This is a genomic window from Allomuricauda sp. F6463D (assembly GCF_023015965.1).
Lineage (GTDB): Bacteria > Bacteroidota > Bacteroidia > Flavobacteriales > Flavobacteriaceae > Flagellimonas.
In genome coordinates this window covers 1,036,868-1,056,259 of record NZ_JALKAN010000002.1, presented here as the reverse complement: position 1 = coordinate 1,056,259, position 19,392 = coordinate 1,036,868, and the positions used below count along the sequence as shown (strand labels likewise).

The window sequence follows — 19,392 nt, the reverse complement described above, 5'->3', positions numbered from 1 at the left end:
CGTATTTTTATAGCATTAATTATCTAGTATGCAAAAACCATTGATACTTGTTACCAACGATGATGGAATTACCGCGCCTGGACTTAGGGCATTAATTCGTACGATGAAGCAACTCGGAGATGTTGTCGTAGTTGCTCCAGACAGCCCGCAAAGCGGTATGGGACACGCCATTACAGTTGATAGCACTTTGTTTTCCAAGAAAGTGATTGTTGACAACAAGGAAGGTGCTCCTAGTGAATATAGCTGTAGTGGAACACCCGCAGATTGTGTGAAATTGGCACTGCGAGTAATTTTGGACAGAAGACCCGACATTTGCGTAAGTGGCATCAACCACGGATCTAATTCATCCATAAACGTGATTTATTCTGGCACCATGAGTGCTGCCATTGAGGCGGGTATTGAAGGGATTCCCGCTATTGGCTTTTCGTTGTGCGATTATTCTTGGGATGCTAATTTTGAGCCTGCACTGGATTCCATTAAAAAAATTGCTTCTGAAGCATTGACCAACGGTATTCCAAAAGGTACCGTACTGAACGTCAACATCCCTAAAACAGAAACAGCACCAAAAGGTGTAAGAATATGTAGGCAAGCAAGAGGTAATTGGAAAGAAAAATTTGATAAACGAACGAGCCCTTCCGGAAAGGATTATTATTGGCTTACGGGAGAATTCGAACTTTTGGACAAAGGTAAAGATACTGATGAATGGGCATTGGCAGAGGGTTATATCTCGGTAGTACCCACCCAATTCGACCTTACGGCACACCATGCCATACCACAAATAAACAACTGGAACCTAAATGAACAATAAGAGAGAGATTATCGTTGGATTTATAGTAGGGATTATAGCAAATACTTTTGGAACCTTGCTTTACATATTATTATTTTCTGATTTGAGTATCAAAGAGACTTTCAATGCCGCTATTGCCCAAGGTCATATTGGCAGTTTATTGGCGTTGGGGGCCATTTTAAATTTGGTAGCTTTTTTTGGCTTTTTACGGATAAAAAGAGACCAACGTGCGAAAGGTGTTATGTTGGCTACCTTAGTGACCGCTTTGATTATTTTGACGTATAAATTGATGGCATAACAAGCATAAGCACAAAAGCAGAATTACAATCAAAATGCATTTTCGGGTAGTATTTAAAAACTCATGACCGTACAAAATATAATTTCATCTTTAGTTTTTGATGAAGTTTCTTTTGCACATTGAACTTGACACTTATCAATGAAATATTACATTATTGCTGGTGAAGCATCGGGAGACTTGCACGGGTCCAACTTAATAAAGGCCCTCAAAAAAGAAGACTCCATGGCGGAAATTCGCTGTTGGGGTGGTGATTTGATGCAACAAGCTGGCGGAGAATTAGCCAAACATTACAAGGACATGGCCTTTATGGGGTTCTTGGAGGTGCTCATGAACATCCCCACAATCTTCAAAAACATTTCGTATTGTAAGGAAGATATCCAAAAATTTAATCCAGATGTAGTAATTTTTATTGATTTTTCAGGCTTTAACCTAAGGATAGCCAAGTGGGCCAAAGAACATGGCTTCAAGACCAATTACTATATTTCACCCCAAATATGGGCCTCCAGGGAAGGGAGAATCAAAAAAATAAAGAGGGATATTGACAAGATGTACGTAATCCTTCCTTTTGAAAAGGATTTTTACGAGAAAAAACATAGTTATCCAGTGCAGTTTGTTGGTCATCCGCTAATTGATGCTATTGAAAACACGCCAATTCAGGCTAATGCTATTTTTCGAAAAGAAAACAATTTAGATTCCGACAAACCTATTATTGCATTGCTCCCTGGCAGCAGAAAACAAGAGGTCCAAAAAATGTTGGACGTGATGCTTAGTGTAAAAAAGGATTTTTCGGATTATCAGTTTGTGATTGCTGGAGCTCCTAGTCTTTCCGATGAATTTTATGCTCCTTTCTTACAAGATGATAAAGTGGAATACGTTTCCAACAAAACCTACTCCCTTTTAAAGCATTCCCACGCCGCCATGGTAACCAGTGGAACGGCAACATTGGAAACCGCTCTTTTCGGCATCCCTCAAGTGGTATGCTATAAAGGCAGTTGGATTTCCTATCAAATCGCAAAGCGAATAATCACATTAGATTATATTTCTTTGGTCAATTTAATCATGAAAAGGGAAGTTGTCAAAGAGTTGATTCAAAATGATTTAACCACAAATAATCTCAAAATAGAGCTTTCTAAAATTGTGAAAGGCGATGAACGGGAACGCATGTTGGCCGATTATAAATTGCTCAAAGAAAAATTGGGCGGAAATGGCGCAAGTCAATTAGCGGCCAAATTAATTGTAGAAAATGTGTAGTTTTATCTCCCAAGAAAGTAAATCTATTCTTGGATGCTACGAAAAACCATAATCTTACTATTGTTTTTTACCATTACCGCTTGCGGGCCCGGTAAAAAACGACGTACCTACAGCAAGACCCGAACCGTTACGGTAGAGGGGTCCAAAACAGACACTTCCCCTAAACTAAATTCCAAAAAAGAGGGGCGTAAAAATGCAAAGGCAAATGCAGTGATTTCCACAGCGATGACTTTTTCCGGCACCCGCTACAAATACGGGGGCACCACCAAAAAGGGCATGGATTGCTCAGGATTGGTCTATGTTTCCTTAAAAGAGCACGACATTATGTTCCCTCGGACTTCTTACCAAATGGCATTGGAAGGACAAAATATAAGGGTGAACAATGTTCAAAAAGGAGATCTGCTCTATTTTAAAACCAGTAAAACGGCAAAACGCATTAATCATGTAGGGCTGGTTGTTGATGTTAAAGGAGATGATATTAAATTTATCCATGCCACAACCTCACGGGGCGTGCTTGTATCCTCGTTACGGGAAGGGTACTGGAATAGCGCTTTTGTAAAGGCCATGCGTATCCTGTAAGTGCAACAACTTAATTTTGTGTCCATAAAACTCACTTTGTGGGTTGTTTTGGGCATTATAATCGGCTTTTATTTTAAAGTTGGACCGTTTTTGTCCCTAATTGCCATGTTGGTGTTGTTGCCCTTTATGTATTGGGCAAACAAAAAACAGCGCAGAGATGGGTTCCCGTATTTTGAGGTGCTGACTTTATTCATCACAGTATGTTTGGGTGTCTTTGTGGTGGGCATTTCCATGTACCGAGGTATGTCCCATCATTACACCAAGCTGGACCTTGACAAGAACAAGGTTTGGCATTTGAAAGTAAGAGAGGTGCTCAAGCCCAATACCTTTTCACAGCGATATGTGGTCAAAATAATATCTGCAGATAATGAAATTGCCTCAGGAAAATCACTTTTTAGTATTCCTGTGGATTCCACTTTGATGGATTTACAGGTTGATGACGAATTTCTGGTCTATGCAAAACCTGACAGTATTCGGTCATCTTTGAACCCACATCAATTTGACTATAAAAACTATCTGGAAAAACAAGGTATTCAACATCAAATTAAAGTTGACCCTTCGTACATCCTAAAAAAAATTAGTGGACAAAAAACCTTGTTCGGTTTAGCTTCCAATTTCAGGGAGCAGATTATTTCGAAACTAAAACAAAGGAACTTTGGAAGCGAAGAACTGGGTGTTATCCAAGCACTTATTTTGGGGAAAAGAGACGATATTTCAGAAGCTACCTACAACAACTATAAAAACGCGGGAGCAGTACATATATTGGCAGTATCCGGGCTTCATGTAGGCATAGTTCTCTTCCTTTTGGAGTTTCTTTTACTACCATTGGAACGTTTACCCAAAGGTAAAACCCTTAAGTTGATAACAGTTGTGTTACTGCTTTGGGGCTATGCGTTTGTGGCAGGACTCTCCCCTTCCATTGTGCGTGCCGTTACCATGTTTTCTTTTGTAGCGTATGCCATGTACTTGAACCGTCCTACGAACTCCTTCAATATTGTTGCGCTTTCCATGTTGTTCATATTATTGGTGAAGCCTTTGTTTTTATTTCAAATTGGATTTCAGATGAGTTATGCTGCGGTTTTCGCCATTGTTTGGATCTACCCTAAGTTGCAAAAGTTCTGGTTCCCCCCAAATATCATCGTTCGTAAAATATGGCAATTGCTTTCGGTTAGTGTAGCCGCTCAATTGGGTGTACTGCCCATTAGTTTGTTTTATTTTCATCAGTTTCCAGCACTTTTCTTTATCTCCAATTTACTTATCATTCCTTTTTTAGGTCTGGTTTTAGGATTTGGAATCTTGGTAATTGTTTTGGCATTGGTTGATTTTTTACCTCAGTTTTTGGTGGATAGTTTCAATTGGATTATTAAAATGATGAATTCCATTATAGGCTGGGTCGCCCAAAAGGAAGGATTCATCATTAAAAATATTCCTTTTGATGTGGTTGAGTTGATCTTGGGCTATTTTATCATTATTGGTTTGGTGGCATTATTATCCAAACCCAAATGGAAAACTGCTTTAGTTGTATGCTGTGGAGTCTCTATCTTTCAAGGTTGGAACATTTGGAACCGAGTTCAGGATCATCAAAAAGAAATGATCATTTTAGCACACCGTTCCAGAAATACAGTATTACTACATCAAAATGGCAATTCACTTACCATCATAACATCAGATAGCGCCAATATTGGAAACATTGCCTCTAATTATGCCATTGCCGAACGAATTCAAAAAACGGACACATTAAAACTGAAAAACAGCTATTTAATCGGGAGTAAAAATCTATTTGTTGTGGATAGTTCAGCTATTCTTCCTTTGGAAGCGTATCCAGATTATATTTTGCTCACCGAATCGCCAAAGCTCAATTTAGAACGTTTATTGGATTCCATCAAACCAAAAAGCATTATTGCAGATGGGAGCAATTTTCCTAGTTTGATCTATAAATGGAAACAAAGCTGTGACCAAAAAGAAATCCCCTTCCACTATACCGGTGAAAAGGGATTTTATGTTTTTGATTTTGAAGATCTTTTAGTGGACTCTGCCCATTAATTTTTTAATAAATAGTGATGCTAAAATTACCAAAACCCCAGCTCCTATTGCATATTTTGCAATGAGCATAAAGCCATCCGTATACACATTGAGAGTGCTAAAACCGCTTATATCGGCATCCGTACTTTCAATGGCCAATTGTTTACCTATAAATCCAACTACCTGAAATGCAAATGCTGAGGACAGAAACCATACACCCATCATAAAAGCAACAATTCGTTTAGGTGATAAATCGGTGATTTTTGATAGTCCTACGGGGGACATAAACAATTCTCCCACAGATAGCAAAAAGTACATTAACAATAAGTATGTAAATGGTACAAAACCATTTTCATTGGCACTTGCCCCACTTATGGCCAAGGCATAAAAACTAACTCCTGCAAACAAAAGTCCCATTCCAAACTTGTAAGGCGTTCTTGGGTTAAGATTTCTTTTGGACAACCATTGCCACAATAATGAAATTGGAATGGCCAAAATAATGATCCACATAGAATTCAATGAATTGGTCTGGGAGGCTGACATGATTCCCTCCAAATCCACATTACGGGCAGCAAACAAGGTAATCACACTACCCGATAGTTCGTGAAAGCCCCAAAAGATGGTCATAAAAAAGGTAATCAATACCGCTACGAACAGTTTTTTTCGCTCATCCACCGTTGCCTTGTACATAATATAGCCCAAGTACACCAATATGGAAATCCCTATTAATTTAAAAATTACATTAACAATGTTCTGATCATCAAAAAAAGTTCCTTCGGCTCCCAATGCCTTGTATGCAGATAATAAATAGGCTATTACCGGTACAGATGCGAATGCCAAAACTGGAACCAGTGTTCCTTGTTTTAGACCAAACACCTTTTTTTCTATATTTCCATTTTCCGGTGGTAGGCCTTTATCCCCAAATACTCCTTTCTTAATACCGCTCCAAAAAACAATCAAACCTGTTAGCATTCCTATCCCAGCAAGTCCAAATCCATAGTGCCAGCCATATTTTGCCGCTAAATACCCGCAAAGTAATGGAGCTACCCAACCTCCTATGTTTATTCCCATGTAAAAAATAGTGAACCCCGAGTCTTTCCTAGGGTCCCCATCCTTATACAGCGAACCAACAAAGGTTGAGATATTTGGTTTAAAGAAACCGTTACCAGCAATAATTAGGGATAGGGCCAAAAAGAATGCAACATGACTTTCTATGGCCAATACGAAATGACCCAACGACATTAAGATTCCGCCCAAAAAAATAGATCTTCGCATTCCTAGAATACTGTCCGAGATGCGTCCTCCAATTACAGTTGAAGCATAGACCAAAGAACCATAGGATGAGTATACTGCTGCTGTAGCGTAATCTCGTTCCATTAAGGCGGCGAAAATTACTTCTACCATATAAAGGGTGAGCAAAGCTCGCATTCCGTAAAAACTGAAACGCTCCCATAACTCTGCAAAAAATAAGTAAAACAATCCGCGAGGATGCCCTAACAACTGCTTTTCACTTTCTGGTCTGGATACTTCTGACATAACGATGCTGTATTGGTTATCTTTTAAAGATTTTCTTTAACAAAATTGGTCATTTTGGTATAAAGGTGGAGACTGGTATTCCCTCCATAAATCCCATGGTTTTTATCTGGATAAATGGCCCAATCAAATTGTTTGTTGGCCTGTACCAATGCCTCTATCATTCGCATCGTGTTCTGTACATGCACATTATCATCACCCGACCCATGAACCAACAAGTATTTTCCTTTCAATAATTCTGGGTAATTAAAAGGGGAGTTATCATCGTAACCCGTAGGATTTTCTTGTGGGGTCTGCATATAACGCTCGGTGTAAATGGTATCATAAAAACGCCAAGAGGTCACGGGTGCCACTGCAATGGCCATTTCAAAAGTATCGTTGCCCTTCAAAATACAGTTGGTGGACATAAAACCTCCATAGCTCCACCCCCAAATTCCAGTTCTGTCTTCATCAATATAGGAACGTTCACTCAATTTTTTGGCAGCGGCAATTTGGTCCTCCACCTCGTATTTACCCAATTCTTTTTGGGTTATCTTTTTAAAGTCACGTCCTTTTAATCCGGTTCCCCTGCCATCCACACAAGCTACAATGTAACCTAGGGACACCAAGTGTTGATGCCAATAATCCCTGCTTCCCATCCATTGGTTGGCCACTTGTTGAGAGCCTGGACCACTATATTGGAACATGAACAAGGGATATTTTTTATTGGGATCAAAATCGGCAGGCTTGATCAAGTACATATTAAGGTCATGACCATTAATATTGATGGTAGAAAACTCTTTGGGAACAATCTCATACCCCTCCAATTTGTTCAGCAAAGCTGAATTGTCCTTGATTTCCTTCACCAACTTTCCATCCGTGGCCTTGTGCAAGGTAAATTTGTATGGGGTGGTCGCACTTGAAAAAGTATTAATGTAATAGGTGAAATCACTACTAAAAGCTGCAGTGTTGGTTCCCTCCTCAGTGGACAGTGCTTTTTTACGTTTCCCTTTAGTAGAAATACTGTAAACGCCTCTATTGATGGAGCCATTTTCCACGGACTGATAAAAAATACGGTCATGCTTTTCATCATATCCATAATAACGGGTCACTTCCCAAGGGCCTTGGGTAATCTGATTTTTTAGTTTTCCATCCCTTCCATATAAATACAAGTGGTTATAACCATCTGCTTCGCTTGTCCAGATAAAGCTATCATCATCCAAAAAGGTAAGATCATTATCAATGTTTACATATGCATCATCGGTCTCGTCCAACAAAATTGATGTCGAATTATCTTTTGCGTTCACCGCATAAAGCTTCAAATCATTTTGATGTCTGTTCAAGGTCTGGACACTCAAGTCATTTGGATTGTGCATCCATTTGATTCTTGGAATATAATATGGGTCGTTCAAATCTACCTTGGATATATTACCTGATGCAACATCATACATGTGCAATGTAACTATGGAGTTTTTCTCCCCTGCTTTGGGATATTTAAACTCATATTGATAAGGGTATAATTCTTGTCCGTAAACATCCATTGAAAAATGGGGTACTTCGGTCTCATCAAATCGGAGAAAAGCAATCTTGGTCGCGTCACTGTTCCATGCAAAAGCACGTACAAAACCAAATTCTTCTTCATAAACCCAATCGGTCACACCATTTATTATGGTTCCTTTACTACCTTCGGTCGTAACCTGTTTGGTAGTTCTGGCCTTTAAATCCAAAATATAGAGGTTATTATCCTGTACATAGGCTACTTTGCTTCCGTCGGGCGAAAGGGTCGGTTCTTGAATTTTGGTTTCGGAAATCTTCACCAATTCTTTGGATGCAATATCATATACATAATAAATACCCAAACGGGAGCGTCTAAATATCGGCTCTACTTCTGTTGCCAAAAGTACTTGCGATTCATCATCACTAAAAGTGTAGGAAGAAAAATAAGGTATGTCACCCGAAGAGGCAACAATTGTTTCAACCTTTTGCAGTGTTTCATAATCATATTTGTCCAAACTACTGGACCGTGGGGATCGCTCGGTGTTCAATATAGTGTATTGTGTACCGTTATTCATGGACCGGAGAACGTCCATATATTCTGTCCTGAATTCTCCTCCCCAAATCTCTTCAAGAGTTATTTTTTTCTTTTGTGCTGTGGAAAAAGTAAAAACTCCGAGAATGAATAGGAATAGAAAAGACTGTTTGCTCATGAAGTAAAAAATTGATTAAAAACTTCCAAGTTTACTAATATTTATCGGAAAAATAAATTTTGATGTTGCGTTTGCAACAAATTTTAACCTTTGAACAAGCTCTTATATTTCAAAATTGCCCTTGACCTCTCCCAAATGGTCAATATCCGTATATTTGAATGCTTTAACCTAGCTTTATGAACACTCCCGTAGAAGGATTTTCCAAACTGTCCAAAACCCAAAAAATTGATTGGATAGCAACCAATTGCACCAAAGACCCAAAGAAAACCAAACAATTATTGCAACAGTACTGGAATACTGACCCAAGAGTGCAAAAATTGCATGATGAGTTTATAGAAAACACCATATCCAATTATTATTTACCCTTTGCCATTGCGCCCAATTTTATGATCAACGGGGATTTATTTGCCATCCCCATGGCCATTGAGGAAAGCTCTGTGGTTGCGGCAGCTAGTAAGTCTGCTAAGTTTTGGTTGGAGCGTGGCGGGTTCAAAACAGAAATACTTGGAACAGAAAAAGTGGGGCAAGTACACTTTATATATAATGGTGATAAAAATAAGTTATCCAACTTTTTCACCTCAGTCAAACCCCAGCTGCTTAAAAGTATTACCTCCATTGCACAGAATATGGAAAAACGAGGGGGAGGCATCAATAATATTGAGTTACGGGATTTGAGCAATAAGATAAAAGGCTACTATCAGCTCCATTGCACTTTTGAGACATTGGACGCCATGGGAGCTAATTTTATCAATTCGTGTTTGGAACAATTTGCCAAGACTTTAAAAGAGCTAGCACTTTCTTTCAATGATTTTACAGAAGAGGAAAAGAACATTGAGGTTGTAATGAGCATCTTGTCGAACTATGTTCCCAATTGTTTGGTTAAAGCTGAAGTGAGCTGTCCCGTTTCCGAATTGGGCAACGCGGATATGCCAGCAAAAGAGTTTGCAGAAAAGTTTGTGCAGGCCGTAAACATTGCCAAGGTTGAGCCGTACCGAGCCGTTACCCACAACAAGGGTATAATGAACGGAATTGATGCCGTAGTCCTTGCCACTGGAAATGATTTTAGGGCAGTAGAGGCCGGAGTGCATGCCTATGCTGCGAAGGATGGGCAATATTCAAGCTTGACCCACGCCAGAATTGAAGATGGTATTTTCAAGTTTTGGATAGAAGTACCATTGGCCCTTGGTACAGTAGGTGGATTGACCTCTTTACATCCTTTGGTAAAAGTGGCATTGGAAATTCTTCAAAATCCAACTGCAAAAGAATTGATGCAAGTTGTTGCCGTTGCTGGATTGGCACAAAATTTTGCGGCCGTTCGAAGTTTGGTCACAACAGGAATCCAAAAAGGACATATGAAAATGCACTTGCTCAATATGTTGAACCAATTGGGGGCCACCGAAACCGAAAAGCAACTATTGGTCACCTATTTTAAGGATCAGACCGTAACCAATGCCTCGGTCAAAGAAGCTTTGGAAAGGATTAAAAAATAGTCACCCACTTTTTTTGTACCTTTACTTTGGTATTCTTTAACAGCAAGTATTGGAACATTTGGAAAAATATATCGAAATCAATCCTGCCAAAAGGTTTGGAAAACCTATTTTGAAGGGAACCAGAATATCAATTTATGATGTTTTAAACTGGATGGCAAATGGCATGGAAAAATCTGATATAATTGCAGATTTTCCTGAATTGACAGAACAACATATCAACGCATGCCTTGCCTATGCCGCCGATCGTGAAAAGAAATTGAACATTGCTTCGTGAAATTACTTTTTGACCAAAACATTTCCTTTCGGCTAATAAAAGCAATAGCCCCTATTTTTCCTCAGGCCTATTCTGTAAAGGAACTAGATTTAATAGATTCATCGGATATTGATATATGGAGATATGCCAAAGACAACCATTTTACCATCATTACTTTTGATGCAGACTTTTTTGATCTAAATACATTATACGGCGGTCCTCCTAAAATTATTTGGCTCAAAACCGGGAACATGACAACTACATTGATTGCACAATTATTTGAGGATCAACAGGATTTGATCAAAGAGTTTATCGAGGACGAAAAGAATGATTTTCTTTTACTTTCGCTCAACAATCAACAATGAAAAAAGAGTTTTACAGCAATGGTAAGCTATTGCTTTCGGGAGAATATGCCATTTTGGATGGCGCTTTGGGATTGGCCATTCCTACCAGTTATGGGCAATCGCTCCATGTGACTCCGACAACATCTGGTTTTTTGGAATGGAACAGTTTGGATGAAAACGGAAAGGTCTGGTTCGCTGCAAAATTTGATCTTGACAATTTAAAAGTACTTTCTTCCTCAGATGAATCGATAGCTAAAACATTGATCACAATACTATTGGAGGCCAATACCCAAAATCCATTATTGTTGACCGATAGTGAAGGGTTCCAAATTGAAACGCACTTAACCTTTCCAAAATCTTGGGGATTGGGAACATCTTCCACACTCATCAATAATTTGGCACAGTGGGCAAGAGTGGATGCTTATCAACTTTTACGGAACGCTTTTGGTGGAAGTGGATACGATATTGCCTGTGCACAACACAATTCATCGATCACCTACCAATTGCAAAATGGAGAGCCCATTGTTGAAGAAATCAATTTTGACCCTATTTATAAAGACGCTCTGTATTTTGTTCACCTTAACCAAAAACAAAGTAGCAAGGAAGCCATTTCCTCATACCGAAAACAGGAATTTGATAAAACTGAGCTTGTAAAAAAAATATCCCGCCTTACTCGAGGAATGATTAAGGCTTCCACTTTATCAGATTTTGAGTCCGTAATGGAAGAGCACGAAGCCTTCCTTTCCCCCATTTTAAAGATGCCTCCGGTAAAAAAGCGTCTTTTTCCAGATTATTTTGGAATGGTCAAAAGTCTTGGTGCCTGGGGAGGAGACTTTGTGCTGGCCACTGGAGATGAAAAAACCATATCTTATTTTAAATCCAAGGGTTTTGAAACTGTACTCCCATTTTCTAAAATGGCACTTTAGGCTATTTTGAAGTAGCTATTTTGTATTGATTTGCCTCATTCGTAAACCCAAATCGGGCATTCGTCAATTGGCAGCACCATAAACCCTTTGTTTTTTGCATTTTACTCTCAAAACACAAAAATGATAGCTATGTCGTTTTGGGAATATACACAATTGCTCATTAAAAAAAAGGAAGGACCTTTAAGTAAAAAGCTCCTAGTTCTTTTCTCATTTCTATTTTTATACACTGTTTTTGTGACCATATATATATGGCTGTATTCCAGTGATAAACTATATCTCCTGTTTGTAATTCCATTGTTTGTTTATAGTGTAGTCATATTCCTTTTGTCTCGCCAACCAGATTTATTACATGAACGGAACTATAACCTAAATCATATTCAAAAAAAGGGGGATAAGTATGAAAAAACAGGGCTTTCTGCAGCCTTTTCCTTGGAATTAAAGTATAAGTTGGAACATTTGATGAATGAAGACAAACTATATCTACAACATGAATTAAAATTGGATGATTTAGCCACCTTATTAAATATTTCAAGACATCATGCCTCTCAAGTTATAAACGAGAATTTTAATATGAGTTTTTATGATTTTATAAATTCATATCGAATCGAAGAAGCTAAAACCAGCTTGTCCTCAGGTTTTGAAAATAGATCTACATCCATTTCCGACATCGCATACCAATGTGGTTTTAACAATCGCGTTTCGTTTTACAAAGCTTTCAAAAAAATAACACAAGTCACACCGAAAGAGTTTGTTCAAAACGCTGCTTAGCCAATAATTTGTAAATGTTAACCATGTTCGGCAAATGCGTAAAGGTTAATAAGTACTTACAATAGCCGTTGTTTCTTTCCTTTTTTTTGTCGCGTAATCCACAAGGTGGGGCTCTAAATCTTACTTCTTACCGATTAATTAGTTTTCATTGTTTCGGAAGATTTTTTGAATTAGCCTACAAAAAAGATTTATCCCTTCCTTGCTTGGATTCATTAACTAACTCAAAATTAATTTTTATGATAATGAAAAGTTATTGTATGATGCTGGTGTTATTTTGCTGTTCCATAACAGTAGCACTCGCACAAGAAAAGAATGTAACTGGTAATGTTACCGATCAAGATGGACTTCCCTTACCTGGAGTTTCCATTTTAGTCGTGGGCACAACTAATGGAACACAAACAGACTTTGATGGAAATTATTCCATTATGGCCAATACAGGTCAAACAATTCGTTTTAGTTACATCGGTCAAAAAACGATGGATAAAACAGTTGGAACTTCCGCTACTATTAATGTACAAATGGAAGAAGATGCACAGGCTCTGGAAGAGGTAGTGGTAACAGGTTATGGATCAAGATCTAGAGAGTTGTCTACTTCAGCTATCTCCACCATTTCAACCGAGAAAATCGAAGCCTTTGTGCCATCGACAAGTGTGGATAACATCTTACAAGGTCAGGCTGCAGGTGTTCAGGTAACTGCAGCAAATGGGCGACCTGGACAAACTGCTTTTGTCACGATTAGGGGTATAGGTTCAATCAATGCAAATACCACCCCACTTTATGTGATAGACGGGGTTCCGGTAAATTCTGATTTTATTAACAACCTAAATCCAAATGATATTGAGTCATTCTCTATCCTGAAGGATGCCGCGACAGTTTCCAAATATGGTTCACGTGGTGCTAATGGTGTCGTTTTGATTACTACAAAGAGAGGTAAGACCGGTGATGCTAAAATTATTTTCAGATCTTCTTATGGTTTTGCCGAAAGAATTCCAGATCCATTCGATTTAATGAATACTTCTCAAAAATTAGATCTTGAAAAACAATTTGCTGATTTGGGTTTTAATGCTGCACAATCATTGCCCGGCGCATCTGCAGATGCAACTGAAAGAGCGAGATTAATTGCTTTGGATACGGATTGGGAAGAAGAATTGTTGAGAAAATCCCAAATTCAATCCAACTCTTTATCGATTTCTGGTGGTGATGAAAAGATGACTTACTTTATGTCATTGGGTTATGATAAGAATACGGGTATCATAGATAGAATCGACGGATTTGAAAGAATCACGGCACGCTTGAATTCAACGTACCAAGCAAAGGAATGGTTGAGTGTGGGTACAAATATCTCATTGTCAAGAAATACCACAGACCTCCCAAGGGACAGAAACAATGTGCAGAACCCGTTTAGGGCCATGTACGATTACAACCCATATGACCCATTATATTCCAGAAACCCTGATGGCAGTATTGTATTGGATGACCAAGGCGAACCTGTATATAACCCAACAAGGTCAGGATTTCCAATCGCCCGAGCCTTGGAAACGGAACCTGAAGAAAACAGAAACTTTCTGATTGTTGGTAGCTTGTTTACCGATATAAAAATTTCCGATAAGTTTACAAATAGATTCTCGGTAGGTGCAACGAATAACAGATTTAACAGGACGGCAAGGTCATTGGCTGGAGGGGTTTTGAACACAATTGTTGGTGATGCTAATTTCCCTGGAACCCAGACAGATGAAACTGCCAATACGTTTCAGTATAATGTGAACAACCTTTTTACATATACGGATACGTACGGGAACTATCACAATTTATCGGCAAGTTTCCTTTTGGAATATAATGAGGATATTTATACGGATTTCTTTGCCAGTGCAAGAGGGTTTCCATCTCCCAATATACCTTACCAAGATGTAGCTGCAGAAGCAACAGCTTCAGGTTCGTCCGAGGAAAGACGAATATTGTTTTCTCAAGGGCTTTTTGTAGATTATGATTACGATAGTAAATACATCCTATCTGCATCAGTTCGGAGAGATGGTTCTTCTAGGTTTGGATCGGACAACAAATACGGTTACTTTTATAGTGGAAGTGTAGCTTGGAACATTGCCAATGAATCCTTTATGGATGAATCTTTTGTGAACGATTTAAAATTGAGAGCTTCTTACGGTACCTCTGGGAACCAGAACATCGGAGACTTCAATTATTTGAACTTGCTAGAGTTTAACACATATAATGGTAATACGACAGCCGTTCCAATAGGTGTAGGCAACCCTAATATTCAATGGGAATCACAGGCTATTATGGATATCGGAGTTGAGTTTGGATTGTTCAACAACAGAATTAACGGTGTTGTTGATTATTTTAAGAAAAACTCAAAAGACCTACTATTGAACCAACCGTTGTCTCAAACCATAGGTGACGAGGACAATTCTATTCTTGCAAACATCGGTGAGATTGAAAACAGCGGTATTGAGGTCTCTCTAAATGCAGATGTCGTAAGAGCTCAAAACTTTGTTTGGAGCATTGGAGGGAACGTTTCCTTCTTGGACAACAAGGTAGTTAGCTTGGTTAACGGCGATGATATCATAAGTGGTGACTTTGGTTACAATATTTTAAGAGAGGGTGAAGAAATCAACTCGTTCTACACTGTAAAATATGCTGGTGTTAACCCGGCAAATGGAGAACCATTGTACTACGATTTGGATGGTAATATCACCAACGAGTATAGTGCAGGTTTCAATACCATATTGGAGGGAAAGTCTCCTTATGCAAACATTGAGGGGGGATTCTTTACATCCATTCATTGGAGTGGATTTGGATTACGTGCCGATTTTGTTGGTAAAGGAGGTAACTATATCATGAACTTCCAGAGACAATCTGGTATTTCTATCGGAAGTATCAACAGTAACCAAAGGGTTGAGGCCTTCAATTACTGGAAACAGCCTGGTGATACCAACGTACTGCCAAGCCCATTGTTCCAAGGTACTGCTGATCAAGACAGTGATCGTTGGTTAGAAAGAGGGGATTACATCCGTTTGAGGACCTTAACTTTGGATTATACTTTATCTAATAAATTATTAGAGAAAACTCCTATTGATAGGATTAGAGTATTTGCTACCGGACAGAACTTGTTTACAATTACCGAATACAATGGTGATCCAGAAATCGGTATTGGTTCTGCAGAAAGTTCCGACCCTAGCGACCCCGATGATTCCTTTATTCCAGGAGCATTTTCCTTGTTCAGTTACCCACAAACCAGATCTTATATTTTCGGAGTAGAAATAGGATTTTAAAATAGAAATTGACATGAAAAATAAATTATATATATATTGTTTAGCATCATTGTTTGCGACCTCAACGTTTGTGTCCTGCGATGACGAATTGAATGACCTCCAACCATTTACAGAAGGGAACCCGGAAACGTTTTTTAACAGTGTGTCCAGTTTTCAGAACGGGTTGGACGGTATCTACAGCCAATTTTGGAACTATTACTCTGCACCTGCTTCAGGGTTGCAAGGTATTCCAGATATTCTTTCGGACAATGTGATTTTATCACAGACCGGGCGAAGATCCAATGAGGTCTACTACGATTATAGGTACAACCCCAACACTGGCGGGGCAATCTCTTTATATTGGAGCGAGGCCTATGAGGCCGTTAACGCCGCAAACCTTGTTATAGGGCAGATCGATAACTTAGCTGACGGCCCCGAAAAGGACAACATTTTTGGTCAAGCGTTAGCAGCACGCGCCATCGCACATTTTGACCTGGCCAGGATTTACGCCATGATACCTACGCAGAGCGCTGATGCGGCCAACTCTCCAGGGATTGTTTATCTTAAGGTTGAGGATGGTGACACTGGAGATCCTTTCGCACAACCAGCAAGGGAAACTGTAGCCAGCAATTACACTGAAATTATAGGTGATTTGGAACAAGCTGCCGAATTGATTGGTGACTCCAACGGAGAAGGGCGATTGAACAGCGATGCCGTGTACGCCATGCTGTCTAGGGTTTATCTATACAATGGCGATTATCAATTGGCTATCAATGCGGCGAATCAAGTTACTACATCAATTGTAGACGCAAAGATAGAAGGTGCTTTGTTGGCTGTTTACGAAGATACTTCCAATGAAGGTGTAATCATTGAATGGTCCGTAAACACTTCCTCAGAATCCAGTTTTAATAATGTTGGAGTACTATACAGCCAAACAACACCACCGAACACGGTTTCTGAATATGTTATAGACTATGAGTTTTTCAACAATCTTGACCTAAATGATTTGAGAACGGAAGTTATGCAGTTCGATGCTACCAATGAGGATAACAACTATAATGCCGTTAGAAAATTCTTAGGAGAAACAGGTCAAGTCAACGGTCGTGTAGATGTTAAAGTGCTCAGGGCTGCAGAAGTTCTGTTGAATAAAGCGGAAGCACAGTTCGAACTGAATCAGGCAAATGCATTGGAGACATTGAATATTTTGCGTAATGCACGTTACATCTCTTATACTGGCGGTGAAAATGGACTGGCTTTGGAAGATGCCATCCAGTATGAAAGACGGGTAGAATTAAGCTTCGAAGGACATAGATTCTTTGATCTTAAACGTAGGGGCGAAGCTGTGAAACGTTCTAATAACGGCGATATCCAAGATGGTTCTGGAACACAACCTGAAGTCTTGACATTGCCTGCAGGGGACTATAGATTCCAATTACCTATTCCAATTGATGAGATCAATGCCAACCCGAACATAGCGCAAAATGCAAATTATTAATAGATAACGACTTGAAAAAGATGAAAAATATAATTAATAAATTAGGAATTCTCCTTGCAGGGGTTGCTTTTATTCTTTCCTCTTGCGAGGAAGAAAAGGTGGTGTACGATTCTGTGTCCGGTCAGACGCTTGCATCATTCAGCACCTCTTCTGTAAATCTTGGCGTGCCTACAGAAGGCGCTTCCGTGGAGATATTCGTTACGGCCAGCACTGAATTTGATAGCGAACGGACTATATCTTTGGAAGTGGACCCGGCTTCCACTGCTTCGGCCGATCAGTATACAATCAGTAATAAAGGTATTCCTGCTGGGGAGTACGTAGGGCAAATAACCATTGAAGGAGATTTTGAGGCGCTGCCTGAAGAGGGGCTAACTCAGTTAATCCTTAACCTTACAGACGTATCCGGCTCGAATGACCTCACATTCGGAAATGAAACACTTACGGTTTCGCTATTCCGAGAGTGTTCTTCCGCTCCCACTCCTGGTGCCTGGACTATTAACATGGGTGACAGCTACGGTGACGGCTGGCAGACTGACGACGCCAATGGAGGCTCCGGACTGACTTGTACGCTTAGCGACGGCACAGTATTCGAAGTGGGGCTTTGTTCACCCTACGAGGATAAAAACTATGATTGTACTTCCGAGCTATCTTCTGGATCAACAATTATTATAATTCCTGAGGGAATCGAATTTGCCGATTGGAATTTCCCCGGGGATGCCTACGGCGAGATATCTTTCAGTATTGTTGCTCCCAACGGGAACACTGTTGCTGAGGTAGGTCCTGGAGCTGATGCCGGTGCAGTTGAAATAGATTTCTGCGCTCAATAGTAGGGTTAAACCAATATATAAATAAAAAGAGGCCGTCTAAAAAGACGGCCTCTTTTTATTTATACCTACCATTATTTGGAGTTATAATATTCCATCACCTTAATAGCATCTTCTTCTTTATTTAAACTTAAATCGTTTGCCTTCACAAATTCTCTTATATCGTCTTTGCCTAAAAAATCATAAAAATATTTCTTTTTTAAATTTATTTTAGTTGCAGGCTCATTACCAATTTGAATGAAATAAGAGCTTATATCGATAAATCTTGGAGGAACTGTTCTGTCGTAGTTGGTAGCTCCCGTTCGACCGCGGCGTAGCTTTTTTTCTGGCTTATAAAGTAGTTTTACTTCTCCTTCATTTAATGGCACAAAGTAACCAATTCTAGTTGTTTCATATGCTTCTTCTACATATGGATATAATTTGTAAAGTTTATCGCTTATTTTGGCAGAAATATAGTTTTTTTTAAGTACCGCAGAATATCCCTTCTCTCCTTTTTGAAGCTCAATTTCACTGTTTACTGCATTATATCTAAGGTTTCCTGAGGTTTTAACATCACCGTTGATTAATATTTGCCCCCATTTGAATTTTTCATCAAAATAAGGAGAGCCTTCCGTTTTAATATTGGAAGGATTTATTTCCAATGTTTGAAAAGAAACGATAGCTCCTTCATCAGGATTTGTATAGTTAACTTGGCTAAATCCCATTGAACAAACTAGCAAGCCAAGTAGAGTTAAGTTATAATTCATTTAATATCTGATTTTCAATTGATTTATGTTGATTGGATTTACTATTTAATTTGTGCTAGGAGCAACTTATAAATGGTCATAGTTGTTATGCTCTTCCATATTTAATCTTTAGTTATTTTCTATAATATTCTAAATAAATTGTGATTCTAATTATGTAAGGCTATAGTGAAAAAAGCAACCTTTTTTTATTTCCAATTTCAAAAATGTTAATTGTTATAAGGTTACTTTCAAAAGTATCAAATGATAATCTTTCTAAATGAGTTATAATCATATCTACTTAGATAGCCCTAATATCTTGTTAAAAAGAGTAGCTCCCCTTAAACTAAATCATGAAACCTTTGGTAGATGAGAGCATCAACCTTTCGAAGGCATTCTAATTAGCCTTGATGTCTAAACATAGACCTTTGATACCTCTAAAAGGTAATACAAAACAATTCAAGTATTTCAATTCAAAATTAGTTTTACAAAGATAAAGTGATAAAAACATTAGTTTAATAGATTCATCAACCCAAACCCATCATCCGTCAATTCATTCATAAAAAATCCACCTTTTGCCTCTAAGTTTGAAACTTATTCATCAAACTATTTAGAAAAATGGTCCGAATTTGTAAAAGCATAGTTGGT

The 19,392-nt window shown here is 38.8% G+C and carries 16 protein-coding genes; 13 read left to right on the top strand and 3 right to left on the bottom strand.

Annotation, left to right across the window (positions count from 1 at the left end):
- The first annotated feature begins 28 nt into the window (after positions 1-28).
- The 5 genes from surE to MWU56_RS13125 all read left to right on the top strand — a co-directional run bounded on the left by surE (position 29) and on the right by MWU56_RS13125 (position 4,958).
- Positions 29-808, top strand: coding sequence for a 5'/3'-nucleotidase SurE (gene surE, locus MWU56_RS13145; RefSeq protein ID WP_247045019.1), 780 nt, complete (start codon positions 29-31; stop codon positions 806-808).
- On the top strand, positions 798-1,085 hold the full coding sequence (locus MWU56_RS13140; RefSeq protein ID WP_247045018.1) for a hypothetical protein: 288 nt from the start codon (positions 798-800) through the stop codon (positions 1,083-1,085). Before surE ends, MWU56_RS13140 begins: the two co-directional genes overlap by 11 nt.
- A gap of 138 nt (positions 1,086-1,223) precedes the next feature.
- A complete protein-coding gene (gene lpxB, locus MWU56_RS13135; protein ID WP_247045017.1) occupies positions 1,224-2,336 on the top strand; it encodes a lipid-A-disaccharide synthase in 1,113 nt (370 codons plus the stop codon).
- Positions 2,337-2,369: 33 nt separating this feature from the next.
- A complete protein-coding gene (locus MWU56_RS13130; RefSeq protein ID WP_247045016.1) occupies positions 2,370-2,915 on the top strand; it encodes a C40 family peptidase in 546 nt (181 codons plus the stop codon).
- Between the two features lie 18 nt (positions 2,916-2,933).
- Positions 2,934-4,958 carry a ComEC/Rec2 family competence protein gene (locus MWU56_RS13125; protein WP_247045015.1) on the top strand — a complete coding sequence of 675 codons (2,025 nt, stop codon included), beginning with the start codon at positions 2,934-2,936 and terminating at the stop codon, positions 4,956-4,958.
- On the opposite strand, the gene MWU56_RS13120 is transcribed toward MWU56_RS13125, so the two are convergent.
- A complete protein-coding gene (locus MWU56_RS13120; RefSeq protein ID WP_247045013.1) occupies positions 4,938-6,473 on the bottom strand; it encodes a peptide MFS transporter in 1,536 nt (511 codons plus the stop codon). The two genes, MWU56_RS13125 and MWU56_RS13120, sit on opposite strands and share 21 nt — an antisense overlap.
- A gap of 23 nt (positions 6,474-6,496) precedes the next feature.
- Positions 6,497-8,656 (bottom strand): S9 family peptidase, encoded by a 2,160-nt coding sequence (locus MWU56_RS13115; protein WP_247045011.1) that lies wholly within the window; start codon positions 8,654-8,656, stop codon positions 6,497-6,499.
- A 176-nt stretch (positions 8,657-8,832) separates the two neighbouring features.
- Here MWU56_RS13115 and MWU56_RS13110 point away from each other — a divergent pair, with 176 nt between their 5' ends.
- From MWU56_RS13110 to MWU56_RS13075, 8 genes are all read left to right on the top strand, one after another.
- Positions 8,833-10,146, top strand: a complete 1,314-nt coding sequence (locus tag MWU56_RS13110) for a hydroxymethylglutaryl-CoA reductase, degradative (RefSeq protein WP_247045009.1) — start codon at positions 8,833-8,835, stop codon at positions 10,144-10,146.
- Positions 10,147-10,195: 49 nt separating this feature from the next.
- Positions 10,196-10,420, top strand: a complete 225-nt coding sequence (locus MWU56_RS13105) for a DUF433 domain-containing protein (protein ID WP_247045008.1) — start codon at positions 10,196-10,198, stop codon at positions 10,418-10,420.
- Entirely contained in the window at positions 10,417-10,764 is a 348-nt protein-coding gene (locus MWU56_RS13100; RefSeq protein WP_247045007.1) for a DUF5615 family PIN-like protein, read from the top strand. The genes MWU56_RS13105 and MWU56_RS13100 overlap by 4 nt, the downstream gene beginning before the upstream one ends.
- A complete protein-coding gene (locus MWU56_RS13095) occupies positions 10,761-11,669 on the top strand; it encodes a GYDIA family GHMP kinase (protein ID WP_247045006.1) in 909 nt (302 codons plus the stop codon). The genes MWU56_RS13100 and MWU56_RS13095 overlap by 4 nt, the downstream gene beginning before the upstream one ends.
- Positions 11,670-11,798: 129 nt before the next feature.
- The gene (locus tag MWU56_RS13090) at positions 11,799-12,437 is read left to right on the top strand and encodes a helix-turn-helix domain-containing protein (RefSeq protein ID WP_247045005.1); all 639 of its coding nucleotides are present in this window, start codon (positions 11,799-11,801) and stop codon (positions 12,435-12,437) included.
- 242 nt (positions 12,438-12,679) lie between these two features.
- Entirely contained in the window at positions 12,680-15,724 is a 3,045-nt protein-coding gene (locus MWU56_RS13085) for a SusC/RagA family TonB-linked outer membrane protein (RefSeq protein WP_247045004.1), read from the top strand.
- 13 nt (positions 15,725-15,737) lie between these two features.
- Positions 15,738-17,198 carry a RagB/SusD family nutrient uptake outer membrane protein gene (locus MWU56_RS13080; protein ID WP_247045002.1) on the top strand — a complete coding sequence of 487 codons (1,461 nt, stop codon included), beginning with the start codon at positions 15,738-15,740 and terminating at the stop codon, positions 17,196-17,198.
- Positions 17,199-17,209: 11 nt separating this feature from the next.
- Positions 17,210-18,025, top strand: coding sequence for a hypothetical protein (locus MWU56_RS13075; protein ID WP_247045000.1), 816 nt, complete (start codon positions 17,210-17,212; stop codon positions 18,023-18,025).
- Between the two features lie 71 nt (positions 18,026-18,096).
- Here the strand turns inward: MWU56_RS13075 and MWU56_RS13070 are convergent, their stop codons facing one another.
- Positions 18,097-18,768, bottom strand: coding sequence for a hypothetical protein (locus MWU56_RS13070; RefSeq protein ID WP_247044999.1), 672 nt, complete (start codon positions 18,766-18,768; stop codon positions 18,097-18,099).
- Positions 18,769-19,392 lie beyond the last annotated feature (624 nt).

Coding starts and splice junctions, on each gene's coding strand:
- MWU56_RS13085 (WP_247045004.1), top strand. CDS start 12,680: ATGAAAAGTTATTGTATGATGCTGGTGTTATTTTGCTGTTCCATAACA.
- MWU56_RS13140 (WP_247045018.1), top strand. CDS start 798: ATGAACAATAAGAGAGAGATTATCGTTGGATTTATAGTAGGGATTATA.
- lpxB (WP_247045017.1), top strand. CDS start 1,224: ATGAAATATTACATTATTGCTGGTGAAGCATCGGGAGACTTGCACGGG.
- MWU56_RS13070 (WP_247044999.1), bottom strand. CDS start 18,768: ATGAATTATAACTTAACTCTACTTGGCTTGCTAGTTTGTTCAATGGGA.
- MWU56_RS13080 (WP_247045002.1), top strand. CDS start 15,738: ATGAAAAATAAATTATATATATATTGTTTAGCATCATTGTTTGCGACC.
- MWU56_RS13115 (WP_247045011.1), bottom strand. CDS start 8,656: ATGAGCAAACAGTCTTTTCTATTCCTATTCATTCTCGGAGTTTTTACT.
- MWU56_RS13095 (WP_247045006.1), top strand. CDS start 10,761: ATGAAAAAAGAGTTTTACAGCAATGGTAAGCTATTGCTTTCGGGAGAA.
- MWU56_RS13130 (WP_247045016.1), top strand. CDS start 2,370: ATGCTACGAAAAACCATAATCTTACTATTGTTTTTTACCATTACCGCT.
- MWU56_RS13090 (WP_247045005.1), top strand. CDS start 11,799: ATGTCGTTTTGGGAATATACACAATTGCTCATTAAAAAAAAGGAAGGA.
- MWU56_RS13110 (WP_247045009.1), top strand. CDS start 8,833: ATGAACACTCCCGTAGAAGGATTTTCCAAACTGTCCAAAACCCAAAAA.
- MWU56_RS13120 (WP_247045013.1), bottom strand. CDS start 6,473: ATGTCAGAAGTATCCAGACCAGAAAGTGAAAAGCAGTTGTTAGGGCAT.
- surE (WP_247045019.1), top strand. CDS start 29: ATGCAAAAACCATTGATACTTGTTACCAACGATGATGGAATTACCGCG.